General features: G+C 57.3%; 25 protein-coding genes. 12 read left to right on the top strand and 13 right to left on the bottom strand.

Translation table 11 applies throughout. The features are described 5' to 3' along the window. Positions 1-45: 45 nt before the first annotated feature. Positions 46-288: a type II toxin-antitoxin system RelB/DinJ family antitoxin gene (locus BWI95_RS03025; protein WP_042714051.1), complete on the top strand. Its 243-nt coding sequence runs from the start codon at positions 46-48 to the stop codon at positions 286-288. Then, a complete protein-coding gene (locus tag BWI95_RS03020) occupies positions 278-562 on the top strand; it encodes a type II toxin-antitoxin system RelE family toxin (protein ID WP_076768985.1) in 285 nt (94 codons plus the stop codon). The genes BWI95_RS03025 and BWI95_RS03020 overlap by 11 nt, the downstream gene beginning before the upstream one ends. 5 nt (positions 563-567) lie before the next feature. Here the strand turns inward: BWI95_RS03020 and nrdG are convergent, their stop codons facing one another. The 3 genes from nrdG to treR form a co-directional block, all read right to left on the bottom strand. Then, on the bottom strand, positions 568-1,032 hold the full coding sequence (nrdG, locus tag BWI95_RS03015; protein ID WP_054804021.1) for an anaerobic ribonucleoside-triphosphate reductase-activating protein: 465 nt from the start codon (positions 1,030-1,032) through the stop codon (positions 568-570). A gap of 245 nt (positions 1,033-1,277) precedes the next feature. Next, positions 1,278-3,413 carry an anaerobic ribonucleoside-triphosphate reductase gene (gene nrdD / locus BWI95_RS03010; protein ID WP_076768984.1) on the bottom strand — a complete coding sequence of 712 codons (2,136 nt, stop codon included), beginning with the start codon at positions 3,411-3,413 and terminating at the stop codon, positions 1,278-1,280. Between the two features lie 347 nt (positions 3,414-3,760). Continuing rightward, positions 3,761-4,705, bottom strand: a complete 945-nt coding sequence (treR, locus tag BWI95_RS03005) for a trehalose operon repressor TreR (RefSeq protein WP_076768983.1) — start codon at positions 4,703-4,705, stop codon at positions 3,761-3,763. Positions 4,706-5,087: 382 nt separating this feature from the next. On the opposite strand from treR, the gene mgtA reads away from it, so the two are divergent. Beyond that, on the top strand, positions 5,088-7,796 hold the full coding sequence (gene mgtA, locus BWI95_RS03000; RefSeq protein WP_076768982.1) for a magnesium-translocating P-type ATPase: 2,709 nt from the start codon (positions 5,088-5,090) through the stop codon (positions 7,794-7,796). 268 nt (positions 7,797-8,064) lie between these two features. Here the strand turns inward: mgtA and ridA are convergent, their stop codons facing one another. The 4 genes from ridA to BWI95_RS02980 form a co-directional block, all read right to left on the bottom strand. Next, positions 8,065-8,451: a 2-iminobutanoate/2-iminopropanoate deaminase gene (ridA, locus tag BWI95_RS02995; protein ID WP_023480382.1), complete on the bottom strand. Its 387-nt coding sequence runs from the start codon at positions 8,449-8,451 to the stop codon at positions 8,065-8,067. A gap of 75 nt (positions 8,452-8,526) precedes the next feature. Beyond that, the gene (gene pyrI, locus BWI95_RS02990) at positions 8,527-8,988 is read right to left on the bottom strand and encodes an aspartate carbamoyltransferase regulatory subunit (RefSeq protein WP_023480436.1); all 462 of its coding nucleotides are present in this window, start codon (positions 8,986-8,988) and stop codon (positions 8,527-8,529) included. A gap of 13 nt (positions 8,989-9,001) precedes the next feature. Further along, entirely contained in the window at positions 9,002-9,937 is a 936-nt protein-coding gene (gene pyrB, locus BWI95_RS02985) for an aspartate carbamoyltransferase (RefSeq protein ID WP_023480227.1), read from the bottom strand. After that, a complete protein-coding gene (locus BWI95_RS02980; protein WP_187291244.1) occupies positions 9,930-10,076 on the bottom strand; it encodes a pyrBI operon leader peptide in 147 nt (48 codons plus the stop codon). The genes pyrB and BWI95_RS02980 overlap by 8 nt, the downstream gene beginning before the upstream one ends. A gap of 240 nt (positions 10,077-10,316) precedes the next feature. On the opposite strand from BWI95_RS02980, the gene BWI95_RS02975 reads away from it, so the two are divergent. Beyond that, positions 10,317-10,769, top strand: coding sequence for a YhcH/YjgK/YiaL family protein (locus BWI95_RS02975; RefSeq protein ID WP_054804015.1), 453 nt, complete (start codon positions 10,317-10,319; stop codon positions 10,767-10,769). Between the two features lie 35 nt (positions 10,770-10,804). Here the strand turns inward: BWI95_RS02975 and argF are convergent, their stop codons facing one another. Together argF and argL are read right to left on the bottom strand one after the other, a co-directional pair. Further along, positions 10,805-11,809 carry an ornithine carbamoyltransferase gene (argF, locus tag BWI95_RS02970; RefSeq protein ID WP_042714033.1) on the bottom strand — a complete coding sequence of 335 codons (1,005 nt, stop codon included), beginning with the start codon at positions 11,807-11,809 and terminating at the stop codon, positions 10,805-10,807. Then, positions 11,779-11,874 carry a putative translational regulatory protein ArgL gene (argL, locus tag BWI95_RS23980; RefSeq protein ID WP_225975695.1) on the bottom strand — a complete coding sequence of 32 codons (96 nt, stop codon included), beginning with the start codon at positions 11,872-11,874 and terminating at the stop codon, positions 11,779-11,781. Before argL ends, argF begins: the two co-directional genes overlap by 31 nt. 98 nt (positions 11,875-11,972) lie before the next feature. Between argL and rraB the strand changes: the two genes are divergently transcribed. The 3 genes from rraB to BWI95_RS02955 are packed head-to-tail and all read left to right on the top strand — an operon-like array spanning position 11,973 to position 14,045. Then, positions 11,973-12,398, top strand: coding sequence for a ribonuclease E inhibitor RraB (rraB, locus tag BWI95_RS02965; protein WP_023480438.1), 426 nt, complete (start codon positions 11,973-11,975; stop codon positions 12,396-12,398). Between the two features lie 46 nt (positions 12,399-12,444). After that, complete coding sequence (gene miaE / locus BWI95_RS02960; protein WP_054804014.1) at positions 12,445-13,203, top strand: tRNA isopentenyl-2-thiomethyl-A-37 hydroxylase MiaE; 759 nt, start codon at positions 12,445-12,447, stop codon at positions 13,201-13,203. A gap of 20 nt (positions 13,204-13,223) precedes the next feature. Beyond that, complete coding sequence (locus BWI95_RS02955; protein ID WP_054804013.1) at positions 13,224-14,045, top strand: hypothetical protein; 822 nt, start codon at positions 13,224-13,226, stop codon at positions 14,043-14,045. 28 nt (positions 14,046-14,073) lie between these two features. Here BWI95_RS02955 and BWI95_RS02950 read toward each other — a convergent pair whose 3' ends face one another. Next, positions 14,074-14,577: a GNAT family N-acetyltransferase gene (locus tag BWI95_RS02950; RefSeq protein ID WP_023480203.1), complete on the bottom strand. Its 504-nt coding sequence runs from the start codon at positions 14,575-14,577 to the stop codon at positions 14,074-14,076. Positions 14,578-14,768: 191 nt separating this feature from the next. Here BWI95_RS02950 and BWI95_RS02945 point away from each other — a divergent pair, with 191 nt between their 5' ends. Beyond that, positions 14,769-15,971, top strand: a complete 1,203-nt coding sequence (locus tag BWI95_RS02945; RefSeq protein WP_076768981.1) for a YjgN family protein — start codon at positions 14,769-14,771, stop codon at positions 15,969-15,971. Between the two features lie 170 nt (positions 15,972-16,141). Here the strand turns inward: BWI95_RS02945 and BWI95_RS02940 are convergent, their stop codons facing one another. The 3 genes from BWI95_RS02940 to pepA form a co-directional block, all read right to left on the bottom strand. Then, entirely contained in the window at positions 16,142-18,997 is a 2,856-nt protein-coding gene (locus BWI95_RS02940) for a valine--tRNA ligase (protein WP_023480471.1), read from the bottom strand. Continuing rightward, positions 18,997-19,440, bottom strand: coding sequence for a DNA polymerase III subunit chi (gene holC, locus BWI95_RS02935; RefSeq protein ID WP_054804012.1), 444 nt, complete (start codon positions 19,438-19,440; stop codon positions 18,997-18,999). Before holC ends, BWI95_RS02940 begins: the two co-directional genes overlap by 1 nt. Positions 19,441-19,559: 119 nt before the next feature. Then, positions 19,560-21,071, bottom strand: coding sequence for a leucyl aminopeptidase (pepA, locus tag BWI95_RS02930; RefSeq protein ID WP_023480432.1), 1,512 nt, complete (start codon positions 21,069-21,071; stop codon positions 19,560-19,562). Between the two features lie 153 nt (positions 21,072-21,224). On the opposite strand from pepA, the gene BWI95_RS23650 reads away from it, so the two are divergent. The 4 genes from BWI95_RS23650 to BWI95_RS02910 all read left to right on the top strand — a co-directional run bounded on the left by BWI95_RS23650 (position 21,225) and on the right by BWI95_RS02910 (position 24,065). After that, entirely contained in the window at positions 21,225-21,275 is a 51-nt protein-coding gene (locus BWI95_RS23650; RefSeq protein ID WP_216848985.1) for a hypothetical protein, read from the top strand. Positions 21,276-21,338: 63 nt separating this feature from the next. Continuing rightward, entirely contained in the window at positions 21,339-22,439 is a 1,101-nt protein-coding gene (gene lptF, locus BWI95_RS02920) for an LPS export ABC transporter permease LptF (RefSeq protein WP_054804011.1), read from the top strand. Next, positions 22,439-23,524 carry an LPS export ABC transporter permease LptG gene (gene lptG / locus BWI95_RS02915; RefSeq protein ID WP_054804010.1) on the top strand — a complete coding sequence of 362 codons (1,086 nt, stop codon included), beginning with the start codon at positions 22,439-22,441 and terminating at the stop codon, positions 23,522-23,524. Before lptF ends, lptG begins: the two co-directional genes overlap by 1 nt. Before the next feature lie 49 nt (positions 23,525-23,573). Beyond that, positions 23,574-24,065, top strand: a complete 492-nt coding sequence (locus BWI95_RS02910) for a hypothetical protein (protein ID WP_023480308.1) — start codon at positions 23,574-23,576, stop codon at positions 24,063-24,065. Positions 24,066-24,138: the final 73 nt, after the last annotated feature.

Below are 24,138 nucleotides of genomic sequence, written 5' to 3'. Positions count from 1 at the left end.
GTAATGCTATATTGCATTACACATTCCCACCTGCCCGGAGGCATAATGGCAACGCTCAATGTTCGACTGGATGACAAGCTCAAAGAGGAGGCCTGGAAAGTGCTGGAGAAACTCGACATCACGCCCACCGAAGCGGTGCGCCTGCTGTTTCAATACGTTGCCGAGAATGGCCGCATGCCGGTTAAAACCGTAACGGTGAGCGAAGACGAAGCGGCGCTGCTGGAGGTGGTCAGAGAGCGCCTGGCGAACCCGCAAAAAGGGATCAAGGTCAGGCTGGATGATCTATGAGCTGGCGTTTGATCCGCGCGCATTGAAAGAGTGGAAAAAACTGGGCGTGACGGTTCAGGCGCAGTTTAAAAAGAAGCTCGCAGAGGTGCTGGTTCAGCCGAGAGTGGAAAAAGCCCGGCTGCACGGCTTGCCGGATTGCTACAAGATAAAGCTTCGCGCCTCGGGCTATCGGTTGATTTACCAGGTCAGAGACAACGTGGTGACGGTGTTTGTCGTGGCGATTGGTAAACGTGAAAAAGAGGCGGCTTACCACAGCGCTAATCACCGCCTGTAACCCCATCACCGCAAGTGGTGCACTACCTGATTGCTACTGCCGCGCCAGATCAGCATCGGGTCTTTTAGATCCTGCATAAACTTGCCGTCGATCAGCACATTGATCAGCTCCACAACCTCCTGCTGCGCGGCGTTCAGCTCATCGATTTTGTAGCCGGTCCACACCCAGATATCTTTGCCGGGGCACTCGGTGCGGATGCGCTTCACCAACTTTAAAATATCGGGCACGTTTTGCGGATGCAGCGGATCGCCGCCGGAGAGCGAGATCCCCTGGCGCTTAATGCGCGTGTCGTTGAGATCGGCGATGATCCGATCCTCCATCTCCTGCGTGAACGGCAGGCCGGAGTTCAGCCGCCAGGTGCTTTTGTTGTAGCAGCCTGGGCACTCATGCACGCAGCCGGAGACGAACAGGGTGCAGCGGGTTCCGGGGCCGTTGACGATGTCGACAGGGTAGTATTGATGATATTTCATTTTCGCTTCCCACTTGCCGCCATAACTGTGTTGGCTGCTCTCACTCACCCGGGTCACTTACTTTTGTAAGCTCCCCGGGATTCCTTCGTTTGCCGCCTTGTTATGACGCCAATTGCTTTGCGAAATCGCTTCCCACTTGACGCCATAACTGTGTTGCGAAATTGCTTCAGAGTGACTTTGCAAAAAACCAGGATGGGGCAACCGTAGGCCCGATAAGCGTCGCGCCATCGGGCACATCTCCGGGCTTAGCCAATCTGCCCATTACCAAGGTGTTTCACGCGGCGTTTTACCTCTTCCTGCTTGCCAGCGTTGAACGGGCGCGCGTCCGGGCTGCCGAGATAACCGCACACGCGGCGGGTGACCGACACGCGGGAGGCGTCATGGTTGCCGCATTTCGGGCAGGTAAAGCCTTTGCTGGTGCAGGCAAACTCGCCGGTAAAACCACACTCATAACACTCATCAATCGGCGTATTGGTGCCGTAATAGGGCACATGCTGATAGCTGTAATCCCACACATCCTCCAGCGCGCGCAGGTTGTGCTGAATGTTCGGGTACTCGCCGTAACAGATAAACCCGCCGCTGGCTAACGGCGGATAGGGCGCTTCGAAGTCGATTTTGTCGTACGGGTTCACCTTCTTCTCCACGTCGAGGTGGAAGCTGTTGGTGTAATACCCTTTATCGGTCACGCCATCGACCACGCCAAAATCGGCGGTATCGATGCGGCAGAAGCGGTCGCAGAGGTTTTCGCTCGGCGTGCTGTAGAGGCTGAAGCCGTAGCCGGTCTCCTCTTTCCACTGATCCACCGCCTGGCGCAGGCGCTCAACAATCGCCACCCCTTTCGCACGCAGGGTTTCGCTGTCGTAAATATGTTTATTGCCGGAAAGGGCATTGATGGTCTCATGAATGCCGATATAGCCCAGCGAGATCGACGCGCGGCCATTTTTGAAAATCGGCGCAATATCGTCATCCGCTTGCAGACGCACGCCGCACGCCCCCTCCATATAGAGGATCGGCGCTACGCGCGCTTTCACCCCTTCGAGGCGGGCGATACGGGTCATCAGCGCTTTGCGCGCCAGCGCTAAGCGGCTATCCAGCAGCTTCCAGAAAGCGGCTTCATCCCCTTTCGCCTCCAGCGCGATGCGCGGCAGGTTGAGGCTGATAACGCCAAGGTTGTTACGCCCGTCGTGGATCTGCTCACCGTTCTCTTCATACACGCCAAGGAAGCTGCGGCAGCCCATCGGGGTTTTAAACGAACCGGTCACTTTCACGACCTGGTCATAGTTGAGAATGTCCGGGTACATGCGCTTGCTCGCGCACTCCAGCGCCAGCTGTTTGATGTCGTAATTCGGGTCGCTGAACTTGTGGTTCAGCCCGTCGCGAATGGCAAACACCAGTTTCGGGAACACTGCGGTTTTGCGGTTTTTACCTAAGCCTGCGATGCGGTTACGCAGAATCGATTGCTGGATCAGCCGCGATTCCCAGCTGGTACCAAGGCCAAAGCCGAAGGTGACAAACGGCGTCTGACCGTTGGCGGTATGCAGCGTGTTGACTTCATACTCCAGCGACTGAAACGCGTCGTAGCACTCTTTCTCGGTGCGCGAGCGGGCGTAGGCGTCGGCGTCCGCGATCTGCCACTCGTTTGCCACTTTGCGATGCTTTTCAAAGCTTTCAGTAACAAACGGTGCCAGCACTTCATCAATGCGGTTGATGGTCGTGCCGCCATAAATATGGCTGGCGACCTGGGCGATAATCTGCGCGGTCACCGCCGTGGCGGTGGAGATCGATTTCGGCGGCTCAATCTCCGCATTGCCCATCTTAAAGCCGTGAGTCAACATCCCTTTCAGGTCGATCAACATGCAGTTGAACATCGGGAAGAAGGGTGAGTAGTCGAGATCGTGGTAGTGAATCTCGCCGCGCTCATGGGCCTGCACCACATCGCGCGGCAGCAGATGCTGACGGGCATAGTGTTTAGCGACAATACCCGCCAGCAGGTCGCGCTGGGTCGGGATCACTTTACTGTCTTTGTTAGCGTTCTCGTTGAGCAGCGCCGAGTTGGTCTGCTCCACCAGGCCGCGGATCTCCTGGTTCAGGCGGCCACGCTTTTCGCGGGCGATATCGCGATCGTGACGGTACTCAATATAGGCGCGCGCCAGCTGCTTATAAGGGCCAGACATCAGCTGATTTTCAACGGCGGTCTGGATTTCACTGATATCGACCTGCGCGCGATCCTGCATCTGGCTACTGATAACTGCTGCGACGGTGGCGCAATAGTCTGCGTCATCGACTCCCGCTGCGGTTGCGGCGCGCCAGATTGCCTCCTGGATCCGCGCCGAGCTGAAAGGCACTTTACAGCCATCTCGTTTCATCACATGCGGTGTCATGATCACTCCCTTCTGCAAAACAGGTTATCCACACGATAAAGACGTCCCATCGGTTGGTTATTCATTATTAAAACCAATAAGTTCGTCCCGTTCTGGCCCCGATTATCCACAGAATGACCTGCATTCCGGGCGGTAGGTTTGTTCGTATAATAGTCAAGAACTACAACATGTAGGGCCGAGTGGCATTCTAATTTCTATATATAGTGATTTGCATCAAAGATGTTTACGTCTTTTTTGACTCAGGACAAAGTAAAAATCTGACGCTACAGCGGGCGGGGCATTCAGGGGAGATATAAAATTTCACGCTTTTATGATGATTAAAAATGCATCAAAAAAGCGCGCAAAAGTTAAACCAGACGGGCAGGGATGACGTGCTGGTGGGGGGCGTCAACGTCGGTCACCTGGGCGATCAGCTGCGCCGCCGCCTGACGACCGGCTTCGGCATAACCCGGATCGACGGTGAGGATCTCCGGGTGGAGAAAATTGATAAGGGACGTGTTGCCGACGCTGGCAAGCTGAAGCGCGATGCGCCGCTCCTGCAGATATTTGCTGGCACCCAGGGCCAGGCTGTCGCTGGCGCAGAGCAGCGCCGTGGTCTCGGGTGTCAGCACCTGCGCGACATGATCGTAACCCGGCTGCATACCCAGGCCGGGCAGCACCGCGCGCGGCGTCAAATCGTGCTGGCGGCAAAAGGTCTCATAAGCCTGGTGGCGACGCTTTCCGGTGGTGACATCGCTGTGCGGGACGCCAATAAAACCGATCTGCCGGTGGCCTTCGGCATAGAGCTTCGCCATCAGCAGTTCAATGGCACCCTCATCGTCATAGCTGACGGAGGAAAAGCCGCTGACGTCGCGCGCCATCACCACCAGCGAGTCGCGCCAGGCGGCAAGCAGGCAGGGGGTAATGCCGGTAAAGCCAAACAGCACCACGCCGTCGATATTACGCTGGCTCAACATCTGCAAATGCTCCGCCACCAGCTCCGGCTGAAAGCGGCTCTCCATCATGATCGGGTCGTAGCCCTGCTCATAAAAGGCCGGGAGCATGGTTTGTACTGCCAGGTTTTCGGCGCGGGAGTCGAGCCGCGTCACGATAATCGCCACCACTTTGTCACTCTGCCCGCGCATGGCGCGTGCGGAGCGGGAAGGGGAGAAGCCATGCTGATTGACCACCGCCGCCACCCGTTCGCGCGTCTGCTGGCTGACGCCATTTTCATTGTTCAGCACGCGCGAGACGGTCGATTTTCCCACGCCGCTTAAACGCGCGATGTCATTAATGGTCAGCCGGTTTGGCATGCAGCACTCCTGATACTGGCGATGGGGGTTGGCAGAGTCAGAAAGTGTTGCACTTCAGAGCAAATAACAACAATGAGTAAAGTCTGGTTTATCCCTGCGCGGCGCGAGTGGGGGTCGTATACGTTCGGTTTACATTTCGGGGTATATGATACCGCTGCGTAATCATTCCCTTTTAACCCTTACCGGAGGCGCTATGGATCCCGATCCCACCCCTCATCCCCGATGGAGAAGACCCTTCCGGTAAGCCCGCATTTGCTGCCTTACCGGATGCGTAAGGCAGCGACGTCATCTCGTCCCTGCCCGAGTTATTAACACCTGCTGGTGCGGCATTGTCGCGCCCGTAGTTAACGCACCCGCGTGAGGCGGGGGCAAGGACATCGCTATGCTGAAAACATTTACCCGGCAGCTTTTTGCTCGCCTGAATCGCCACTTACCGCGCCGCCTGGTGGCGCGCGATCCGCTCCCCGGCGTGCGTAGCGCCACCCAGGGCGAGATCCCGCCCTCAATGAGTGAACGCTGCCTGCAAACGGCGCTGATGGAGCAGCCGCAGCTGTGGGAAACCTTTAACAGCCACCCGGAGGGGTTAAACGCGCAGGAGGTGCGGCTGGCGCGGGAGATCCACGGAGAAAACCTGATTCCGGCGCAGAAACCGTCGCCGTGGTGGGTGCATCTCTGGCTCTGCTACCGCAACCCGTTCAACCTGCTGCTCACCGTGCTCGGCATCATCTCTTATGCTTCGGAAGATCTCTTTGGCGCAGGGGTGATCGCGCTGATGGTGGCGATCTCCACCTTGCTGAACTGGTTGCAGGAAGCGCGCTCGACCAAAGCGGCAGATGCGTTAAAAGCGATGGTCACCAACACCGCGACGGTGCGGCGCGTGATGGGTGATAGTGGCGAGAGCGACTGGTGCGAGCTGCCGATCGATCAGCTGGTGCCGGGCGATATCGTCAAGCTCTCCGCCGGGGATATGATCCCGGCGGATCTGCGCATCGTGCAGGCGCGGGATCTCTTTGTCGCCCAGGCGTCGCTGACCGGCGAATCGCTGCCGGTTGAGAAGAGCGCCATCACCCGTCAGGTAGCGCAGAGCAACCCGCTGGAGTGCGACACCCTCTGCTTTATGGGCACCAACGTGGTCAGCGGCACCGCGCAGGCATTGGTAATTGCTACCGGCGGCCAGACCTGGTTTGGCCAGCTTGCCAGCCGGGTCGGCGAGCAGGAGAGCGAACCCAACGCCTTCCAGAAGGGGATCGGCCGCGTCAGCCTGCTGCTGATCCGCTTTATGCTGGTGATGACGCCCATCGTCTTGCTGATTAACGGTTTTACCAAAGGCGACTGGTGGGAAGCGGCGCTGTTTGCCCTCTCTGTCGCCGTTGGGCTGACGCCGGAGATGCTGCCGATGATTGTCACCTCGACGCTGGCGCGCGGCGCGGTGAAATTGTCAAAACAGAAAGTGATTGTGAAACACCTCGACGCCATTCAGAACTTTGGCGCGATGGATATTCTCTGCACCGATAAAACCGGCACGCTGACGCAGGACAAAATCGTGCTGGAGAACCACACCGATATCAGCGGCAGAGTGAGCGAGCGCGTGCTGCACTGCGCGTGGCTCAACAGCCACTACCAGACCGGGCTGAAAAACCTGCTCGATACCGCAGTGCTGGAGAGCGTCGAGGCGGAGATGGCGCAGACGCTTGCCACACAGTGGCGCAAAGTGGATGAGATCCCCTTTGATTTCGAGCGCCGCCGCATGTCGGTGGTGGTGGCGCAGGATGCGGATGCCCATCAGCTGATTTGCAAAGGCGCGCTCAGCGAGATGCTCAGCGTCTGCGGCCATGTGCGCTACAACGGCGAGATTGTGCCGCTGGATAACAGCATGCTACGGCGCATTGAGCGCGTCACCAGCACCCTTAACCGCCAGGGATTGCGCGTCGTGGCGGTGGCGACCAAGTATCTGCCCGCGCGTAGCGGTGACTATCAGCGGATTGATGAGTCGGATCTGATCCTCGAAGGCTATATCGCGTTTCTCGATCCGCCGAAAGAGAGCACCGCCCCGGCGTTAAAGGCGCTGAAAGCCAGTGGCATCACCGTCAAAATCCTTACCGGCGACAGCGAACTGGTTGCTGGCAAAGTGTGTCACGAAGTGGGCTTAGCGGTGGGTGATGTGCTGATTGGTAGCGAAATCGAACGCATGAGCGACAACGAGCTGGCGCACGTGGCGCAGCATGTGACGCTGTTTGCCCGCCTGACGCCGATGCACAAAGAGCGCATTGTGCGCCTGCTGAAGCGCGAAGGGCACGTGGTGGGCTTTATGGGCGACGGCATTAACGATGCGCCTGCGCTGCGGGCGGCGGATATTGGTATCTCGGTGGATGGCGCGGTCGATATCGCCCGTGAAGCGGCGGATATCATCCTGCTGGAGAAGAGCCTGATGGTGCTGGAGCAGGGGGTAATCGAAGGGCGTCGCACCTTTGCCAATATGCTCAAGTACATCAAAATCACCGCCAGCTCGAACTTCGGGAACGTCTTTAGCGTGCTGGTGGCCAGTGCGTTTCTGCCCTTCTTGCCGATGCTGCCGCTGCACTTGCTGATTCAGAACCTGATTTATGATGTGTCGCAGGTGGCGATCCCGTTTGATAACGTCGACGAGGAGCAGATCGCTAAACCGCAGCGCTGGAACCCGGCGGATCTGGGGCGTTTTATGGTCTTTTTCGGGCCGATCAGCTCCATTTTCGACATTATTACCTTCGCCGTAATGTGGTGGGTGTTTAAGGCCAATACGGTGGAGGCGCAAACCCTGTTCCAGTCCGGCTGGTTTGTGGTGGGCGTGCTGTCGCAAACGCTGATTGTGCATATGATCCGCACCCGCCGTGTGCCGTTTATTCAGAGCCGCCCCGCCTGGCCGCTGGTGGCGATGACGCTGATGGGCATCTGCGTTGGCATTGCGCTGCCCTTCTCACCGCTGGCGGGTTACCTGCAATTACAGGCATTGCCGCTCGGGTATTTCCCGTGGCTGGTGGCGATCCTGGCGGGGTATATGATTTTGACCCAGTGCGTGAAGGGGATCTTTTACCGCCGCTATGGCTGGCAGTAGCGCGGATAAGTGCCGGATGGCGCTACGCTTATCCGGCCTACGGGAATGCGGTTTGTGGTCTGGTTTTGTAGGCCTGATAAGGCGCAGTTTCGTAGGCCTAATAAGGCGAAGCCGCCATCAGGCATTGCGTCGGAGGGTGATGTGCGGGCTGTTTGCCGGATGGCGCTGCGCTTATCCGGCCTACGGGAATGCGGTTTGTGGTCTGGTTTTGTAGGCCTGATAAGGCGAAGCCGCCATCAGGCAGGAGCGCTGATGGCGGCTGAAGGCATTAACGACGAACGGCGATGGCTTCGATTTCGATTTTCACATCTTTCGGCAGGCGGGCCACTTCGACACAGGAGCGCGCCGGGAAGGAGGCGTTATGCTCGGTGAAAAAGGCTTCGTAGGTGGCGTTAACGGTGGCGAAATCGTTGAGATCTTTGACGAAAACGGTGGTTTTCACGATGTCACCCACGGTCAAACCTGCCGCTTCAACGATCGCTTTCACGTTCTCCAGCGACTGGCGCGCTTGGGCATCGATCGCATCCGGCACGCTGCCGGTTTTCGGATCGACCGGGATCTGACCGGAAGTCAGGATCATATTGCCAAGATCGACGGCCTGCACATAAGGACCAATAGCGGCTGGTGCGTTTTCCGTGGCGATAACTTTAGTCATAAATCACTCCTGTAATCTGCGGTAAAAGGGATGCCGATCCATTATAGGGAGGGCACCCGGCTTTACCAGCCGCAATTAGTTAGCCAGCACCACGTGGTGCGAGAACTCTTTTTCACAATATTTGCACTTCAGCGCGATGTCGTTTTCGCGCTTTTTCACCGCAAAACTCGACGATACCGGCTCGGCGTGGCTGATGCAGTTGCTGTTCGGGCAGGTGAGCACGCCGCTGATGCGCTCCGGCAGGCTTGGGCGAGATTTGCCCACCACTTCATACTCATCAATACGATTCACCGTCGCCTGCGGCGCATAGAGCGCCAGCTGGTTCACCTGCTCGTCGGTCAGAAAGGTATTCTCGATTTTAATCAGATCTTTACGGCCCATTTCACCGGAAGGCAGGTTCAGGCCGATGGTGATGCGCTGATCCGTTTCCGTCAGCTTGAACAGCGTCAGCAGCTTAAAGCCGATACGCGCCGGAATATGGTCAATCACGGTGCCACGTTTGATGGCTTCGACCTGAAGTTTGTTGTCATGCGTCATTGTCGTTTCCCTCTTACAGAGCCAAATCGCGATTCAGAACCAGCGCCAGCAGCGCCTGGCGGGCGTAAATACCGTTCCCGGCCTGCTGGAAGTACCAGGCGTGCGGGGTTTTATCGACATCGGTGGTGATCTCATCGACGCGCGGCAGCGGGTGCAGCACTTTCATATTGCTGCGTGCGCCCTCAAGGTCGGCGGCGCGCAGCACAAACTGCGCTTTGACGTTGGCATACTCTGACGGATCGAGGCGCTCTTTCTGTACGCGCGTCATATAGAGAATATCGACCTCGGCCATCACCTCGTCGATGCTGGCGTGCAGGCTCCAGGCGATCCCTTTTTCATCCAGCATATCGAGGATGTACTGCGGCATTGCCAGCGCGTCCGGGGCGATAAAGTAGAAGCGGTTGCCGTTGAATTTCGCCAGCGCCTGCGCCAGCGAGTGCACGGTACGGCCATATTTCAGGTCGCCCACCATCGCGATATTGAGATTTTCCAGCCGACCCTGGGTCTCCTGAATGGTGAAGAGATCCAGCAGCGTCTGCGTCGGATGCTGATTCGCACCGTCACCGGCGTTGAGGATTGGAATGCCGCCGGAGAACTCCGTCGCCAGGCGCGCCGCGCCCTCCTGCGGATGGCGCATCACAATCGCATCGACATAGGTGCTAATTACCGAAATGGTGTCCGCCAGCGTTTCGCCCTTCTTGCCGAGCGAGGTGTTGCTGCTGTCGGAGAAGCCAACCACGCTTGCGCCTAAGCGGTGCATCGCGGTTTCAAAAGATAGACGTGTGCGGGTGGAGGCTTCAAAGAAGCAGCTGGCGATCACTTTATGCTTCAGCAGCTCCGGCTGCGGGTTGGCTTTTAGGCTCGCCGCCGTATGGAGTACCAGTTCAAGTTCTTCGCGGCTGAGATCGTTTATGGAAATGATATGTTTCTGATATAGCGGATTAGCCATGGTTATCTCCTGACGACGGCGCAAAAAAAAGCCCCTCAAAAGAGGGGCTGGATATGGGGTAAGCCACGGGAGCGAAAAACGGCAGGCCGGCGCCTTTGTTAAGACGCGGTAAGAGAGACTCTCGAACACACTGGACCATGCTTCCTCCCGGCAAATTGTCCCGGATTATACGCAGCTGTTTTCGCGGATCAAGCGTTTGATGCACACTTTACGCAGTGCAAACGGTTCTCTATGAATAGTAATGCGTTTTAAACGCCGCTTACGCGCCAGCGTTGAAACATGCGTTAACGCAAAACTCAGGCAGATAGGGGTAGCAGGCGCGGGGGAATCCTCGTATAAATGGTGGAAATGAAACGCTGTTTTAATCGAGAGTTTAACAATGATCGTTGGCAATATTCACAACCTACAACCCTGGCTGCCGGAAGAGCTGCGCCAGGCGATTGAGCATATCAAGCAGCATGTGACCGCAGCGACGTCGGTTGGCAAACACGATATTGATGGCAACCGCCTCTTTTACCTCGTATCGGAAGATATGACGCAGCCCTTTGCCGAGCGCCGCGCCGAGTATCACGCGCGCTATCTGGATATCCAGATTGTTTTAAAAGGCGAAGAGGGGATGACCTTCAGCACGCAGCCTGCGGGCGCGCCGGATACCGACTGGTTGGCGGATAAAGATATCGCCTTTTTGCCGCAGGGCGAGCAGGAGAAAACCGTGGTGCTGAGCGCAGGAGATTTTGTCGTCTTTTATCCTGGCGAAGTGCATAAACCGCTCTGCGCGGTGAACGCGCCCGCGCAGGTGCGCAAAGTGGTGGTTAAGCTGCTGGTGGCCTGATTGCTCCCCCTCTCTGCGAGGAGAGGGGAAACGCGTTACTCGCTGAGCGTGGCGACCATCACCGCTTTAATGGTGTGCATGCGGTTTTCCGCCTGATCAAACACCACGCTTGCCCGCGATTCAAACACTTCATCCGTCACTTCCATCCCGCCGTGCAGGCCGAACTCCTGCGCCATCTGCTTGCCAAGCGCGGTCTGATCGTCATGAAACGCCGGCAGACAGTGGAGAAACTTCACCTGGGGGTTGCCGGTCAGCGACAGCATTTTGCTGTTGACCTGGTAAGGACGCAGCAGGGCGATGCGCTCCGCCCACTTCTCTTTCGCTTCACCCATCGATACCCAGACATCGGTGTAGATAAAGTCCGCATCTTTCACGCCGACGGCGACATCTTCGGTCAGCAGAATATTGCCGCCGTTTTTCACCGCCTGCGCCTGGCACTCTGCCACCAGGCTCGCCTCCGGCCAGCAGGCTTTCGGTGCTACAAGGCGTAGATCGAGGCCCACCAGCGCGGCGGCTTCCAGCATTGAGTTGCCCATGTTGTTACGCGCATCGCCTGCATAAACCAGCGTCATCTGGTTAAAGGCTTTGCCCGGCAGGTGCTCGCGCATGGTGAGCAGATCCGCCAGCAGCTGCGTGGGGTGAAACTCATCGGTTAAGCCGTTCCACACCGGCACGCCCGCGAAGCGCGCCAGGGTTTCAACAATCTCCTGGCCGTAGCCGCGATACTGAATGCCGTCATACATCCGGCCCAGTACGCGCGCGGTATCTTTAATTGACTCTTTATGCCCGATTTGACTACCGCTTGGGCCGAGGTAGGTGACGCGAGCGCCCTGATCGTAAGCGGCAACTTCGAAAGAGCATCGTGTGCGGGTAGAGTCTTTTTCGAAGATGAGCGCGATGTTTTTGCCGGTAAGCTTCTGGACTTCCTGGCCTTTTTTCTTATCAGATTTGAGTTGCGCGGCAAGTTGCAGCAGAGCGTGGATTTCAGCAGGGGTAAAATCGAGCAGTTTCAGAAAATGTTTCTGGTAAAAAGGTGACATTTTTTCCTCGCATGGCGAACGCCACTTATTGAATTAAAATTCAATCTATATGGATGAATATTCATTTGCAACCCTGATGGATAAATCTTTTCGGCGAAGAGTGGAGGCAACGGCGGCGGTGTGTGACAATAAGAGTATCTGCCACTTTGATGAGGAACGACCCATGGCAAACCCGGAACACCTGGAAGAGCAGCGCGAAGAGACGCGTTTGATTATTGAAGAGTTGCTGGAAGATGGCAGCGATCCTGATGCGCTCTACACCATTGAGCATCACCTGTCGGCAGATGATTTCGAAACGCTGGAAAAAGCGGCCGTTGAAGCCTTCAAACTCGGCTACGAAGTGACCGAGCCGGAAGAGCTGGAGCTGGAAGAGGGCGAAGTGGTCATCTGCTGCGACGTGCTGAGCGAAAGCGCGCTGAATGCCGATCTGATCGACGCGCAGGTTGAGCAGCTGATCAATCTGGCAGAGAAATTCGACGTTGAGTACGACGGTTGGGGCACCTACTACGAAGACCCGAACGGCGAAGAGGGCGACGACGAAGACGACGAAGATTACGTTGACGAAGAAGATGACGGTGTCCGTCACTAAGTGAACGTTGCGGCAGCGCCATGCTGCCGCAAAGCAAGGAAATGTCATGGATTACCCGCAACTACTCGCCCCGGTTCGCGCTTTTCTGCACTGCCCAACCCCCACCGCCTGGATAGAAAAAGCCCGTCAGCCCGAGATGCTGCCGCTGCTGCTCACCGATCATCTGGTTTGCGAACTGAAGGCCGCCCAAACCGCCATGCTGCTGGTGCGCCGCTATGTTGCCGATAAAACCGGCTCAGAAGCGCTGCTGGCCTGGCTGACGCCCTATGAAGCATTTACCTTCCGCGAAGGCCCGGAACCGGACTTTGTCGCCCTGCATAAGCAGATCGGCAAAAGCGTGATGCCACAGACCGATGATGCCTGGGGCCAGGCGCTGATCGACAGCATGGTGCTGCTGATCAAAGAGGAGCTGCACCACTTCTGGCAGGTGCGCGAAGCGATGCTCGCCCGCAATATTCCCTATGTCAAAATTACCGCCAGCCGTTATGCCAAAGGGATGCTGAAAGAAGTTCGCACTCATGAACCGCTGACTCTGGTCGATAAATTAATTTGCGGTGCCTATATCGAAGCGCGCTCCTGCGAACGCTTCGCCGCACTTGCGCCGTGTCTTGACGCGGATTTGCAAAAATTTTACCTGTCGCTCCTGCGATCCGAAGCGCGCCACTACCAGGATTACCTCGCGCTGGCGCAGCAGATTTCGGCCACCGATATTGCGCCGCGCGTGCGCCATTTCGGCGAAGTGGAAGCGGCGCTGATTAGCTCACCGGATACGGAGTTCCGTTTTCACAGCGGCGTACCGGCCTGATTTGAGATCAAAGGAAAATAATGAACTGGACACATATCCTGATGGCGGGCTACGCCGGGATGGCGATCGCCGTGGTCGCCAGCCTGCTGCGTAAAAAAGGGTGGCTGAGCAAAGGAAGCGCGATCGTGCTGGTGGTGGTATTTATCGCCCTGTGGAACGTGATCGACATTAAATATTTGCAGGGAGAGAAGTTAGCCCAGACCGCGGATGAGAAGTTTGACGCGACGGTGCAGCAGGTCCCGGCGTGGAAATTTATCGCCGAACACGATCCCACCCTGATGGCGAAACTGCGCGCCCAGGTGATGGTGATGATGAAAGAGGGGGCGAATGAGCAGAAGGTGATCGACGCCATTCAGCCGCAAATCCTCGCGGTGCAGATGCAGCGTTTGCAGTTTGCGCCGGACGACCTGGTGGTCGCCGAAATGCGCGTGATGATGGAGCAGGCCGCCGAAATTCAGGCCAAGAGCGATGATGCCTGCTTCCGCTTTCAATACCCGGCGGTAAAAGGGGGCATTAACCCGGTGCGCTTTATCTCCCCGGAGATGTTAAAACGCCGCCTCGACACTGAAGCCGCCATGCTCAACGCCTCTTACGGGCCCAATAAACACACGGTGACAGCCGAAGAGCGGGCCAATGCGCAGCGGGATGTCGCGATTGTGGTACAGCCGATGGCGCAGAAGTATGGTCAGGATCTGCAACTGCTGGATGCGCCGCAAAATGCCATCGGCAAAGAGAAGCTGGTCTGCGATATGCTGCAACAGCTTTGGGGTGATGTACTGGCGCTACCGCCGCAGAAAGCCGCCGCGATTGTACGGCTGGTGCTGGCGTCGGAAGAGCAGTGATGGCGCGGGCCGATGCGCCCGCACTTGATTAGAGCGTTTTTAACATCCGCACTTCGCAATCGACGTGCCCGGTGCAGCCCAGCGGGCCGTCGATATGCGCAAACCCCAGGTGCTCATACAGACCGATGGCGTCAGTTAAAAAGGCGGTGGTCTCTAAATAGCAGCGCGTGAAGCCGCTTTTTTTCGCGTGGTCGAGCGCCATCAGCGCCAGCTTTTTCGCCAGCCCTTGGCCGCGCGCGCAGGGCAGAAAATACATCTTTTGCAGTTCGCAGATATCCGGCTCGCTGCACTTCAACGGTGCTACGCCGCCGCCGCCCACCACGTCGCCATTCAATTCAACGACCCAGTAAGCGCAGCCTTCGCGGCTATATAACTGATAAAGCTCGTCCAGTTCAGGATCGGCAACGGTGTAGCCTTTATCAGCCGTCAGGCCATATTCGGCTGACACCTGACGGATCACCGAGGCGATAGCCGCATTATCTGTCGCGGCAATGCGGCGCATTTTGACCTCTACCGGCGCGGTTACATTCATTTTCGCACTCTGTCTGTTGCTTTTTCGGGGATCCTGGTTAATACCACTACAGGGCCCATCTGGCAAGACCAGGAATATTGGGCGCTATTTTTTTGACCGTAAGGTATTTACACTGCACAGTGGAGATAATTCTTAAGCAATATTGCTGTGGTTAACTCCGTTAGCACCTCTTTTTTACAATAAGGATTGTTATGACTTCCGACATTCATGCTTCTGTGGCGGCTCCCGTGCGCCATTTCCGCTTTCAGGGTAGCGGGAAAGGCTATTTCGTTGTTTGGCTGGTTAATATTCTGCTGACCTTAATAACGCTGGGGATTTATTTACCGTGGGCGTTAATTCGCGCGCGTCGTTATTTCTACGAAAACACCGATCTGGAGGGGGCGCGTTTCTCTTACCACGCGACCGGCAGCTCCATTTTTGTTGGCTGGCTCTGCCTGCTGGCGCTGTATGTGATTTTTTTAATTAACGTGGTACATGGGAACGTTATTCTGCAACTCTGCATGATGGGTTTATTTATTCTCTTCTTCCCATGGTTAATTACGCAGGGTCTGCGTTATCAGATGCTGATGACCGAGATTAACGGCGTGCGCTTTAACTTTTACGCCAGCCCGCTGCGCGCGTGGTGGGTGATGATGGGCTGCCCGTTGCTGATTATGGTTGGCGTGGGGATTATTTTCTCTATCTTCGCGACCATGGCGGCAAGCAGCGGCTCAATTAGCGCCATTGTTACGGTGAGCATCGTGGGATCGCTGGCCGTATTGCTGGGTATTGGCGTGATGCAGGGCGTATTTGCCGCGCAGTGGTATGGCATGCTGGCGAATAATTTGCAGTACGGCAAATTAAAATTCTCCGGCAGTTTCTCAATGAAAAAATGCATCGGTATTGTGCTGCTGTCGATGCTGCTGTTTATTCCGTTTATCGCGCTGGTGATGGTATTGATTGTGCCGGCGATGATTGAACTGATGCAGTCCGCCTATTTGCTGCAGGGCGATCCGGAGCAGATGGCGATGATGATGGGCCCGATGTACGGCAAAATCATGCTGACCTATCTGATCTATATTCTCGGCGCGATTGTCTGCTTTACCTTTGCTTTCGTGAAGCTGCGCGCTTACCTCTACAGCCAGCTGGCGCTGGAAGGGGATATTCGCTTCTCTTCCACGGTGACCGTTGGGCGCATGCTGTGGATCGCCATCAGTAATATGGCGGTGTGCCTGGTGACGCTGTTCCTGGCGTGGCCGTGGGCGAAAGTGCGTATGACCCGCTACCTGCTGGAAAATACCCATGTGCATGGCAACCTGGAAGCGCTGACGCTGGAAGATCACGGCGTGCAGCCGGCGAAAGATCCGGCTAACCTGCTGGCGCGTGGTTTGTCGTTCTATCCGGCGGCGATTTAAGTTCGGTAGAGAGTGCCGGATGGCGGCTACGCCTTATCCGGCCTACAAAAGCGGTCGGGCAGAGAAGTTGCCTCATCCGGCCGACAAAAGCAGTTGGGTAGGGGAATCTTCTTATCCCGCAGCCAATAAAAAAGCCGGGCGCGATGCCCGGCTTTTTTTCGTGCTGAACATTACAGCGCGGCGATAACCGCCTGCTGCTCAATCAGCTTCGCTTTGGTCTGCGCGTAGCCGTCGAGCTTCTCACGCTCTTTGGCGATCACTGCTTCCGGCGCGCGGGCAACAAAGCCTTCGTTACCCAGCTTGCTTTCGATGCGGCCAATCTCCTGCTCAACCTTCGCCACCTCTTTCGCCAGACGCGCCAGCTCGGCCTCTTTGTCGATAAGACCGGCCATCGGGATCAGCAGCTCAGCGCCATCAACGATCTTGGTGACGGAAACCGGCCCTTTCTCGTCGGCAGAGAGCAGTGTGATGCTCTCCAGACGCGCCAGCGTCTTCAGGAAGCTCAGGTTGTCGTTTACGCGACGCTGCGCTTCAGGGCTGGCGCTACGCAGCAGCAGCTCAAGCGGTTTACCCGGCGCGATGTTCATTTCGGCGCGGATATTACGCACCGCAACGATCGCCTGCTTCAGCCACTCGGTATCGGCCACGGCCTGCTCATCCACCTGGGCGGCGTCAAAGCTCGGGAACGGTTGCAGCATGATGGTATCGGCATCAATACCTTTCAGCACTTTCACGCGCTGCCAGATGGTTTCGGTGATAAACGGAATGATCGGGTGCGCCAGGCGCAGCAGACCTTCCAGCACCGTTACCAGCGTGTTGCGCGTGCCGCGCAGTTCGGCTTCAGAACCGCCGTTCATTACCGGCTTGGTCAGCTCCAGGTACCAGTCACAGAACTGGTTCCAGGTGAACTCATACAGAATGCCGGCTGCAATATCGAAGCGGTAGCTGTCCAGCGCATCGCGGTACGCTTTGATGGTCTGGTTGAACTCGGCGAGGATCCAGCGATCCGCCAGCGACAGCACCATTTCGCCGCCGTTGAAGCCGCAATCCTGCTCTTCGGTGTTCATCAGCACAAAGCGGCTGGCGTTCCACAGCTTGTTACAGAAGTTACGGTAACCTTCGAGGCGCTTCATATCCCAGTTGATATCACGGCCGGTTGAGGCCAGTGCCGCGAGGGTGAAACGCAGGGCGTCGGTGCCGTGCGGCTCGATGCCATCCGGGAACTGCTTCTCGGTGCGTTTGCGAATTTTTTCCGCCAGCTGCGGCTGCATCATGTTCCCGGTGCGTTTTTCCAGCAGATCCGGCAGCGAAATACCGTCAACCATATCCAGCGGATCGATAACGTTGCCTTTCGATTTCGACATCTTTTGCCCTTCGTCATCGCGGATAAGACCGGTCATATAGACGGTCTTGAACGGCACCTGCGGTTTGCCGTTCTCATCTTTGATGAAGTGCATGGTCATCATGATCATGCGCGCGATCCAGAAGAAGATGATGTCGAAGCCGCTCACCATCACGCTGGTCGGGTGGAACTGACGCAGCGCGTCGGTGTTTTCCGGCCAGCCGAGGGTAGAGAAGGTCCACAGCGCGGAAGAGAACCAGGTGTCGAGCACGTCGTCGTCCTGGCGCAGCGCGACATCCGCAGAGAGGTTGTTCTCCTGGCGCACTTCCTCTTCGCTGCGGCCAACGTAGACGTTGCCGTCGTTGTCGTACCACGCCGGAATGCGGTGGCCCCACCACAGCTGGCGGGAGATACACCAGTCCTGAATGTCGCGCATCCAGGAGAAGTACATGTTTTCATACTGCTTCGGCACGAACTGGATATCGCCGTTCTCGACCGCTTCAACGGCCGGTTTCGCCAGCACATCGGCGCGCACGTACCACTGATCGGTGAGCATCGGTTCGATCACCACGCCGCCGCGATCGCCATACGGAACGGTCAGGTCGTGCGGTTTGATCTCTTCCAGCAGGCCAAGGGCGTCAACGGCAGCAACGATCGCTTTACGCGCGGCAAAGCGCTCCAGTTTCTGGAACTCCGCCGGGATGTCGCTGGCGTAGACGTCGGATTCATTGCCTTTGGTGTCATACACTTCTGCGCTTTCACGGATATCACCGTCGAAGGTCAGAATGTTGATCATCGGCAGGGCGTGACGACGGCCCACTTCGTAGTCGTTAAAGTCGTGCGCCGGGGTGATCTTCACGCAGCCGGTGCCTTTTTCCATATCGGCGTGTTCGTCACCAACAATCGGAATGCGGCGGTTAACCAGCGGCAGCAGCACGAATTTGCCAATCAGATCTTTGTAGCGCGGATCTTCCGGGTTTACCGCGACACCGGTATCGCCGAGCAGGGTTTCCGGACGGGTAGTAGCAACCACCAGGTAATCTTTACCGTCGGCGGTTTTTGCGCCGTCAGCCAGCGGGTAGCGGATGTGCCACATCGAGCCTTTAGACTCGCGGTTTTCCACTTCCAGATCGGAGATCGCGGTGCGCAGTTTCGGGTCCCAGTTTACCAGGCGTTTGCCACGGTAAATCAGATCCTCTTTATAGAGACGGACGAACACCTCTTTCACGGCATTGGAGAGGCCTTCATCCATGGTGAAGCGCTCGCGCTCCCAGTCTACGGAGTTGCCGAGACGGCGCATCTGGCGGGTGATGGTGCCGCCGGATTCCGCTTTCCACTGCCAGATTTTGTCGATAAAGGCGTCGCGGCCGTAATCGTGGCGGGTTTTACCCTCTTCAGCGGCAATCTTACGCTCCACCACCATCTGGGTGGCGATACCCGCGTGGTCAGTACCGGCCTGCCAGAGGGTGTTTTTCCCCTGCATGCGCTGGTAGCGGATCATGGTGTCCATGATGGTCTGCTGGAAGGCGTGGCCCATATGCAAACTGCCGGTGACGTTCGGCGGCGGGATCATGATGCAGAAGCTTTCCTGGCTTTCATCACCGTTCGGTTTGAAATAGCCCTGCTTTTCCCACTGCTCGTACAGCGGCTGTTCGATATCTTTGGGGTTGTATGTCTTTTCCATTATTTCCAGGTTGCCGTGTTCAGGTTAAAACCGGCCACGCGGTAGGCTTTATAGCGTTCGCGAGCCAGTTGTTTCAGAGAGTCTTCGTGAGGGACGAAGTCTATCACTTCTGTGAAAGCGGTGGCAAAATCTGCAAATTCCGCGCGCAGGCTGATCAAGATGTCGCGCGGGCTGCTGTTACGTTTCGCCGGCCAGGCAATCTCGACTGGCGCACCGCCGCGCGGGCCTTCACCGGCCAGGTTGTGCGGCACAAAACTCTCCGCCGGTCGCGCCCACAGCGCTTCATCAAGACGAATGGCCTGCTGCTCATCGACGCAGGCGATCAGCACGCGTTTGCCATGACGCCAACGTTCTGCGGCAATCTCACACACCAGCTGTTCGACGGCGCTTAAGCCATCCGCAGTGCTGTCATTGTCGAGAAGATAGAACGTCGCATTTTTCATATATGGGGCTTTTGGTTGAGGTTTTAAATGCAAAGCCCGGTGGCGCTACGCTTACCGGGCCTACGCTGTTTTGTAGGCCGGATAAGGCGCAGCCGCCATCCGGCGCACAAAGTCACATGTTACTCTTCGCCGTTAAACCCGGCGCGATTGAGCAGGAACTGCGACAGCATGGCGACCGGACGCCCGGTGGCGCCTTTCGCTTTACCGGAACGCCACGCGGTGCCGGCGATATCCAGGTGCGCCCAATTGTACTTGCGGGTAAAGCGCGCGAGGAAGCAGCCTGCGGTGATTGCACCACCAGGACGGCCACCGATATTCGCCATATCCGCAAAATTGGACTCTAACTGCTCCTGATACTCATCGCTCATCGGCAGACGCCATGCGCGATCGCCCGCCTGCTCGGAGGCACCAATCAGCTCATGGGCCAGCGGATTGTGGTTCGACAGCAGGCCGGTAATGTGGTGGCCCAGCGCAATCACGCAGGCACCGGTTAACGTCGCCACGTCGATCACCGCTTCCGGCTCGAAACGCTCAACGTAAGTCAGCACATCGCACAGCACCAGGCGGCCTTCAGCGTCGGTGTTCAGCACTTCAACCGTCTGACCGGACATGGTGGTGAGCACGTCGCCCGGGCGGTACGCGCGTCCGCCAGGCATGTTTTCACAGCCCGCTAGCACGCCGGTGACGTTGATCGGCAGTTGCAGTTCAGCAACCATGCGCATCACGCCATACACTGCCGCCGCGCCGCACATGTCGTACTTCATCTCATCCATGCCTTCGCCAGGCTTGAGCGAGATACCGCCGGAGTCAAAGGTCAGCCCTTTGCCGACCAGCACAATCGGGCGCGCGTCTTCAGACGGGTTGCCTTTGTACTCAATCACCGACATCAGTGATTCGTTCTGCGAACCCTGGCCGACGGCGAGATAGGAGCACATGCCCAGCTCGCGCATCTGCTGTTCGCCAATCACGCGGGTGGTGACGTTTTTGCTGTAGGAGTCCGCCAGCTGGCGCGCGTGGGAGGCGAGATAGGCCGGGTTACAGATATTTGGCGGCATATTGCCAAGATCTTTCGCCGCTTTGATACCGGCGGAGATCGCCAGACCATGCTGGATCGCGCGCTCGCCGCTGGTCAGCTCGCGACGGGTCGGCACGTTGAAGACCATTTTACGCAGCGGGCGACGCGGCTCGCTTTTGGTGGTCTTCAGCTGATCGAAGCTGTAGAGCGTCTCTTTCGCCGTCTCAACGGCCTGGCGCACTTTCCAGTAGGTGTTGCGCCCTTTAACGTGCAGTTCGGTCAGGAAGCAGACCGCTTCCATCGAGCCGGTATCATTCAGCGTATTTATCGTTTTCTGAATGACCTGCTTGTACTGACGCTCATCCAATTCACGCTCTTTTCCGCAACCAATCAGCAAAATACGTTCGGAAAGCACATTTGGCACATGGTGCAGCAGCAGGGTTTGACCCGGCTTGCCTTCCAGTTCGCCGCGACGCAGCAGCGCACTGATATAACCGTCGCTGATTTTATCCAGCTGCTCGGCAATCGGAGAGAGCCGGCGCGGTTCAAAGACGCCAACAACGATGCAGGCACTCCGCTGTTTCTCCGGGCTACCGCTTTTTACACTGAACTCCATGCACTACGCTCCTGAATCTTAAAGACAACGGCGGCGGCTACGGATAGAATTGCAAGCTTTCGTAACTCAGGTCCGCTGTTGCGGTGACTTCGTGTTAATCTTAACGTTACTGCGGTTTCGGCACGTCAGAATCGGGTCTCACGCACGTATCCGCTGAGTATATTAATCTTAGCGATCATTTCGACGACTCAAGAGAATAAATGACGTTTAAGCCATGAAACAAGCGATTTTCCAGGAAAAAGACTGGTTTTTACGGGCGTAATTAAAGTGATAATCACAAGATATCTGGTGCGGGAGACGCTGAAAAGCCAGCTTGCAATCCTATTCATCCTGCTTCTGATTTTCTTTTGTCAGAAATTGGTCAGGATTTTAGGCGCAGCCGCTGACGGCGAAATCCCCACGAACCTCGTTCTCTCTCTGCTCGGGCTTGGCGTGCCAGAGATGGCGCAGCTTATCCTGCCGCTGAGCCTCTTCCTGGGTCTGTTGATGACGCTGGGTAAACTTTATACAGAAAGTGAAATTACGGTGATGCACGCCTGCGGCCTGAGCCGGGCGGTGCTGGTGAAAGCGGCACTGGTGCTGGCGCTGTTTACCGGTGTCGTGGCGGCGGTCAACGTGATGTGGGCCGGGCCGTGGTCTTCGCGCCATCAGGATCAGGTTTTGGCTGATGCCAAAGCCAACCCCGGCATGGCTGCGCTGGCGCAGGGCCAGTTCCAGCAGGCGACGGATGGCAACTCGGTGCTCTTTATCGAAGGCGTGGACGGTAAGAACTTCACCAACGTCTTCCTTGCCCAGCTGCGTCCAAAAGGCAACGCCCGTCCTTCTGTGGTGCTGGCGGACTCCGGGCAGCTCTCCCAGCATAAAGATGGTTCGCAGGTAGTGACCCTCAACAGCGGTACGCGCTTTGAAGGCACTGCGATGCTGCGCGACTTCCGCATTACCGATTTCCAGAACTACCAGGCCGTTATTGGTCATCAAGCCGTGGCGCTTGACCCGACGGATACCGAGCAGATGAACATGCGTACGCTGTTCAATACTGACAACCCGCGCGCAAGCGCCGAGCTGCACTGGCGTTTAACGCTGATTTTCGCCGTGGTGATGATGGCGCTGATGGTGGTTCCGCTGAGCGTGGTCAACCCGCGTCAGGGCCGCGTGCTCTCGATGCTGCCGGCAATGCTGCTCTATCTCATCTTCTTCCTGTTGCAGACCACCCTGCGTTCCAATGGCGCGAAAGGGAAGCTCGACCCGATGATCTGGATGTGGGCGGTTAACCTGCTCTATCTGGCGCTGGCCGTGGTGCTGAACCTGTGGGATACGGTGCCGATGCGCCGGGTTCGTGCCCGTTTTACCCGTAGAGGAGCGGTATAATGCAGGCTTTTGGCGTTCTCGACCGCTATATCGGTAAAACCATTTTTACCACCATCATGATGACGCTGTTCATGCTGGTGTCGCTCTCGGGCATCATCAAGTTTGTCGACCAGCTGAAAAAGGCCGGGCAGGGGAGCTACGATGCCCTCGGCGCGGGTCTCTATACCCTGCTTAGCATGCCGAAAGATATCCAGATCTTCTTCCCGATGGCGGCGCTGCTTGGCGCACTGCTCGGCCTCGGCATGCTGGCGCAGCGCAGCGAGCTGGTGGTAATGCAGGCCTCTGGCTTCACCCGTATGCAGGTTGCGCTGGCGGTGATGAAAACCGCGATCCCGCTGGTGCTGCTGACCATGGCGATTGGCGAGTGGGTTGCGCCGCAGGGTGAGCAGATGGCGCGTAACCAGCGTGCGCAGTCGATGTACGGCGGCTCGCTGCTTTCGACCCAGTCTGGCCTGTGGGCGAAAGATGGCAGTAACTTTGTTTACATTGAACGCGTGAAGAGCGACACCGAGCTGGGTGGCGTCAGTATCTATGCGTTCAACAAAGAGCGCCGTTTGCAGTCGGTGCGCTATGCGGCGTCGGCGAAGTTCGACGCCGAGCACAAAATCTGGAATCTGTCGCAGGTCGACGAGTCTAACCTGACCGACCCGAAACAGGTGACCGGCTCGCAGACCGTGAGCGGGACCTGGAAAACCAACCTGACGCCGGACAAGCTCGGCGTGGTGGCGCTCGATCCCGATGCACTCTCCATCAGCGGTCTGCACAACTACGTGAAGTACCTGAAATCGAGCGGCCAGGACGCCGGGCGTTACCAGCTCAATATGTGGAGCAAGATCTTCCAGCCGCTCTCCGTGGCGGTGATGATGCTGATGGCGCTGTCGTTTATCTTTGGCCCGCTGCGTAGCGTGGCGATGGGCGTGCGCGTTATCACCGGCATCAGCTTCGGCTTTGTCTTCTACGTGCTGGATCAGATTTTCGGCCCGCTGACGCTGGTCTACGGCATTCCGCCGGTGGTCGGGGCGCTGCTGCCAAGCGCATCCTTCTTCCTGCTGAGCCTGTGGCTAATGTCACGCAAGAGTCAGTAAATCCCCAAGAGAGGCTGCGGCCTCTCTTCTTTTTTGCAAGGAGCACACGATGTTTTCCCTCGCCAGGCGCTTTGCGCTCCGTTTCTCTACCGCACTGCTGTTCGGCATCCTCAACGCCCTTTTCACCATGGCCGTATTGAGCGGGCAGTGGCTGACCTCTTCTGCGGGCGACAGTGCGCTGCTGGCTTTTGAAGCCGCCGTGGTGGTGCTGGCGCTGCTGCTGGTGCAGTGGCTTATCCGCCGTGCTGGTGCGCTGGCGCAAGCCGTTGGTACGGTGCGCCGCGGCTCGCCCGAAGAGGCGCAGGCGGATCGTGTGCTGGCACGCTTTAACGCGGCGGAGACTCTGCTCGATCAGCTCTGGATGAGCGCACTGCTACCGGTGATTGCCGGGTTTTTCCTCCTTGATACGCACCTTGCGATGTACCTGCACGGCGGCCTGCTGGTGCTGGCGATTGCTATGACCTTCTGGCAGGGCAACCGCCTCGACAAGTTGCGTAATACCCACGGTTACCACGCCGGTTTTGGCCGCACCACGCCCTGATACCTTTCAGTAAAATCTGGTCTTTGCCCCGCTGCGCCCGGTGCGGGCTATGCTTGAGGGATGTTTCACTACA

The organism is Kosakonia cowanii JCM 10956 = DSM 18146 (genome assembly GCF_001975225.1).
Lineage (GTDB): Bacteria > Pseudomonadota > Gammaproteobacteria > Enterobacterales > Enterobacteriaceae > Kosakonia > Kosakonia cowanii.
This window is presented reverse-complemented; position numbering and strand designations above follow the sequence as displayed.

Bases quoted from the DNA above. Each gene is read 5' to 3' on its own strand.
- rraB (WP_023480438.1), top strand. From the start codon at position 11,973: ATGGCAAACCCGGAACACCTGGAAGAGCAGCGCGAAGAGACGCGTTTG.
- nrdG (WP_054804021.1), bottom strand. From the start codon at position 1,032: ATGAAATATCATCAATACTACCCTGTCGACATCGTCAACGGCCCCGGA.
- BWI95_RS02950 (WP_023480203.1), bottom strand. From the start codon at position 14,577: ATGAATGTAACCGCGCCGGTAGAGGTCAAAATGCGCCGCATTGCCGCG.
- pyrB (WP_023480227.1), bottom strand. From the start codon at position 9,937: ATGGCTAATCCGCTATATCAGAAACATATCATTTCCATAAACGATCTC.
- BWI95_RS02940 (WP_023480471.1), bottom strand. From the start codon at position 18,997: ATGGAAAAGACATACAACCCCAAAGATATCGAACAGCCGCTGTACGAG.
- treR (WP_076768983.1), bottom strand. From the start codon at position 4,705: ATGCCAAACCGGCTGACCATTAATGACATCGCGCGTTTAAGCGGCGTG.
- mgtA (WP_076768982.1), top strand. From the start codon at position 5,088: ATGCTGAAAACATTTACCCGGCAGCTTTTTGCTCGCCTGAATCGCCAC.
- BWI95_RS02945 (WP_076768981.1), top strand. From the start codon at position 14,769: ATGACTTCCGACATTCATGCTTCTGTGGCGGCTCCCGTGCGCCATTTC.
- BWI95_RS03025 (WP_042714051.1), top strand. From the start codon at position 46: ATGGCAACGCTCAATGTTCGACTGGATGACAAGCTCAAAGAGGAGGCC.
- BWI95_RS02955 (WP_054804013.1), top strand. From the start codon at position 13,224: ATGAACTGGACACATATCCTGATGGCGGGCTACGCCGGGATGGCGATC.
- pyrI (WP_023480436.1), bottom strand. From the start codon at position 8,988: ATGACGCATGACAACAAACTTCAGGTCGAAGCCATCAAACGTGGCACC.
- BWI95_RS02910 (WP_023480308.1), top strand. From the start codon at position 23,574: ATGTTTTCCCTCGCCAGGCGCTTTGCGCTCCGTTTCTCTACCGCACTG.
- argL (WP_225975695.1), bottom strand. From the start codon at position 11,874: ATGAATATTCATCCATATAGATTGAATTTTAATTCAATAAGTGGCGTT.
- nrdD (WP_076768984.1), bottom strand. From the start codon at position 3,413: ATGACACCGCATGTGATGAAACGAGATGGCTGTAAAGTGCCTTTCAGC.
- BWI95_RS03020 (WP_076768985.1), top strand. From the start codon at position 278: ATGATCTATGAGCTGGCGTTTGATCCGCGCGCATTGAAAGAGTGGAAA.
- BWI95_RS02980 (WP_187291244.1), bottom strand. From the start codon at position 10,076: ATGGTCCAGTGTGTTCGAGAGTCTCTCTTACCGCGTCTTAACAAAGGC.
- pepA (WP_023480432.1), bottom strand. From the start codon at position 21,071: ATGGAGTTCAGTGTAAAAAGCGGTAGCCCGGAGAAACAGCGGAGTGCC.
- ridA (WP_023480382.1), bottom strand. From the start codon at position 8,451: ATGACTAAAGTTATCGCCACGGAAAACGCACCAGCCGCTATTGGTCCT.
- BWI95_RS02975 (WP_054804015.1), top strand. From the start codon at position 10,317: ATGATCGTTGGCAATATTCACAACCTACAACCCTGGCTGCCGGAAGAG.
- lptG (WP_054804010.1), top strand. From the start codon at position 22,439: ATGCAGGCTTTTGGCGTTCTCGACCGCTATATCGGTAAAACCATTTTT.
- argF (WP_042714033.1), bottom strand. From the start codon at position 11,809: ATGTCACCTTTTTACCAGAAACATTTTCTGAAACTGCTCGATTTTACC.
- holC (WP_054804012.1), bottom strand. From the start codon at position 19,440: ATGAAAAATGCGACGTTCTATCTTCTCGACAATGACAGCACTGCGGAT.
- miaE (WP_054804014.1), top strand. From the start codon at position 12,445: ATGGATTACCCGCAACTACTCGCCCCGGTTCGCGCTTTTCTGCACTGC.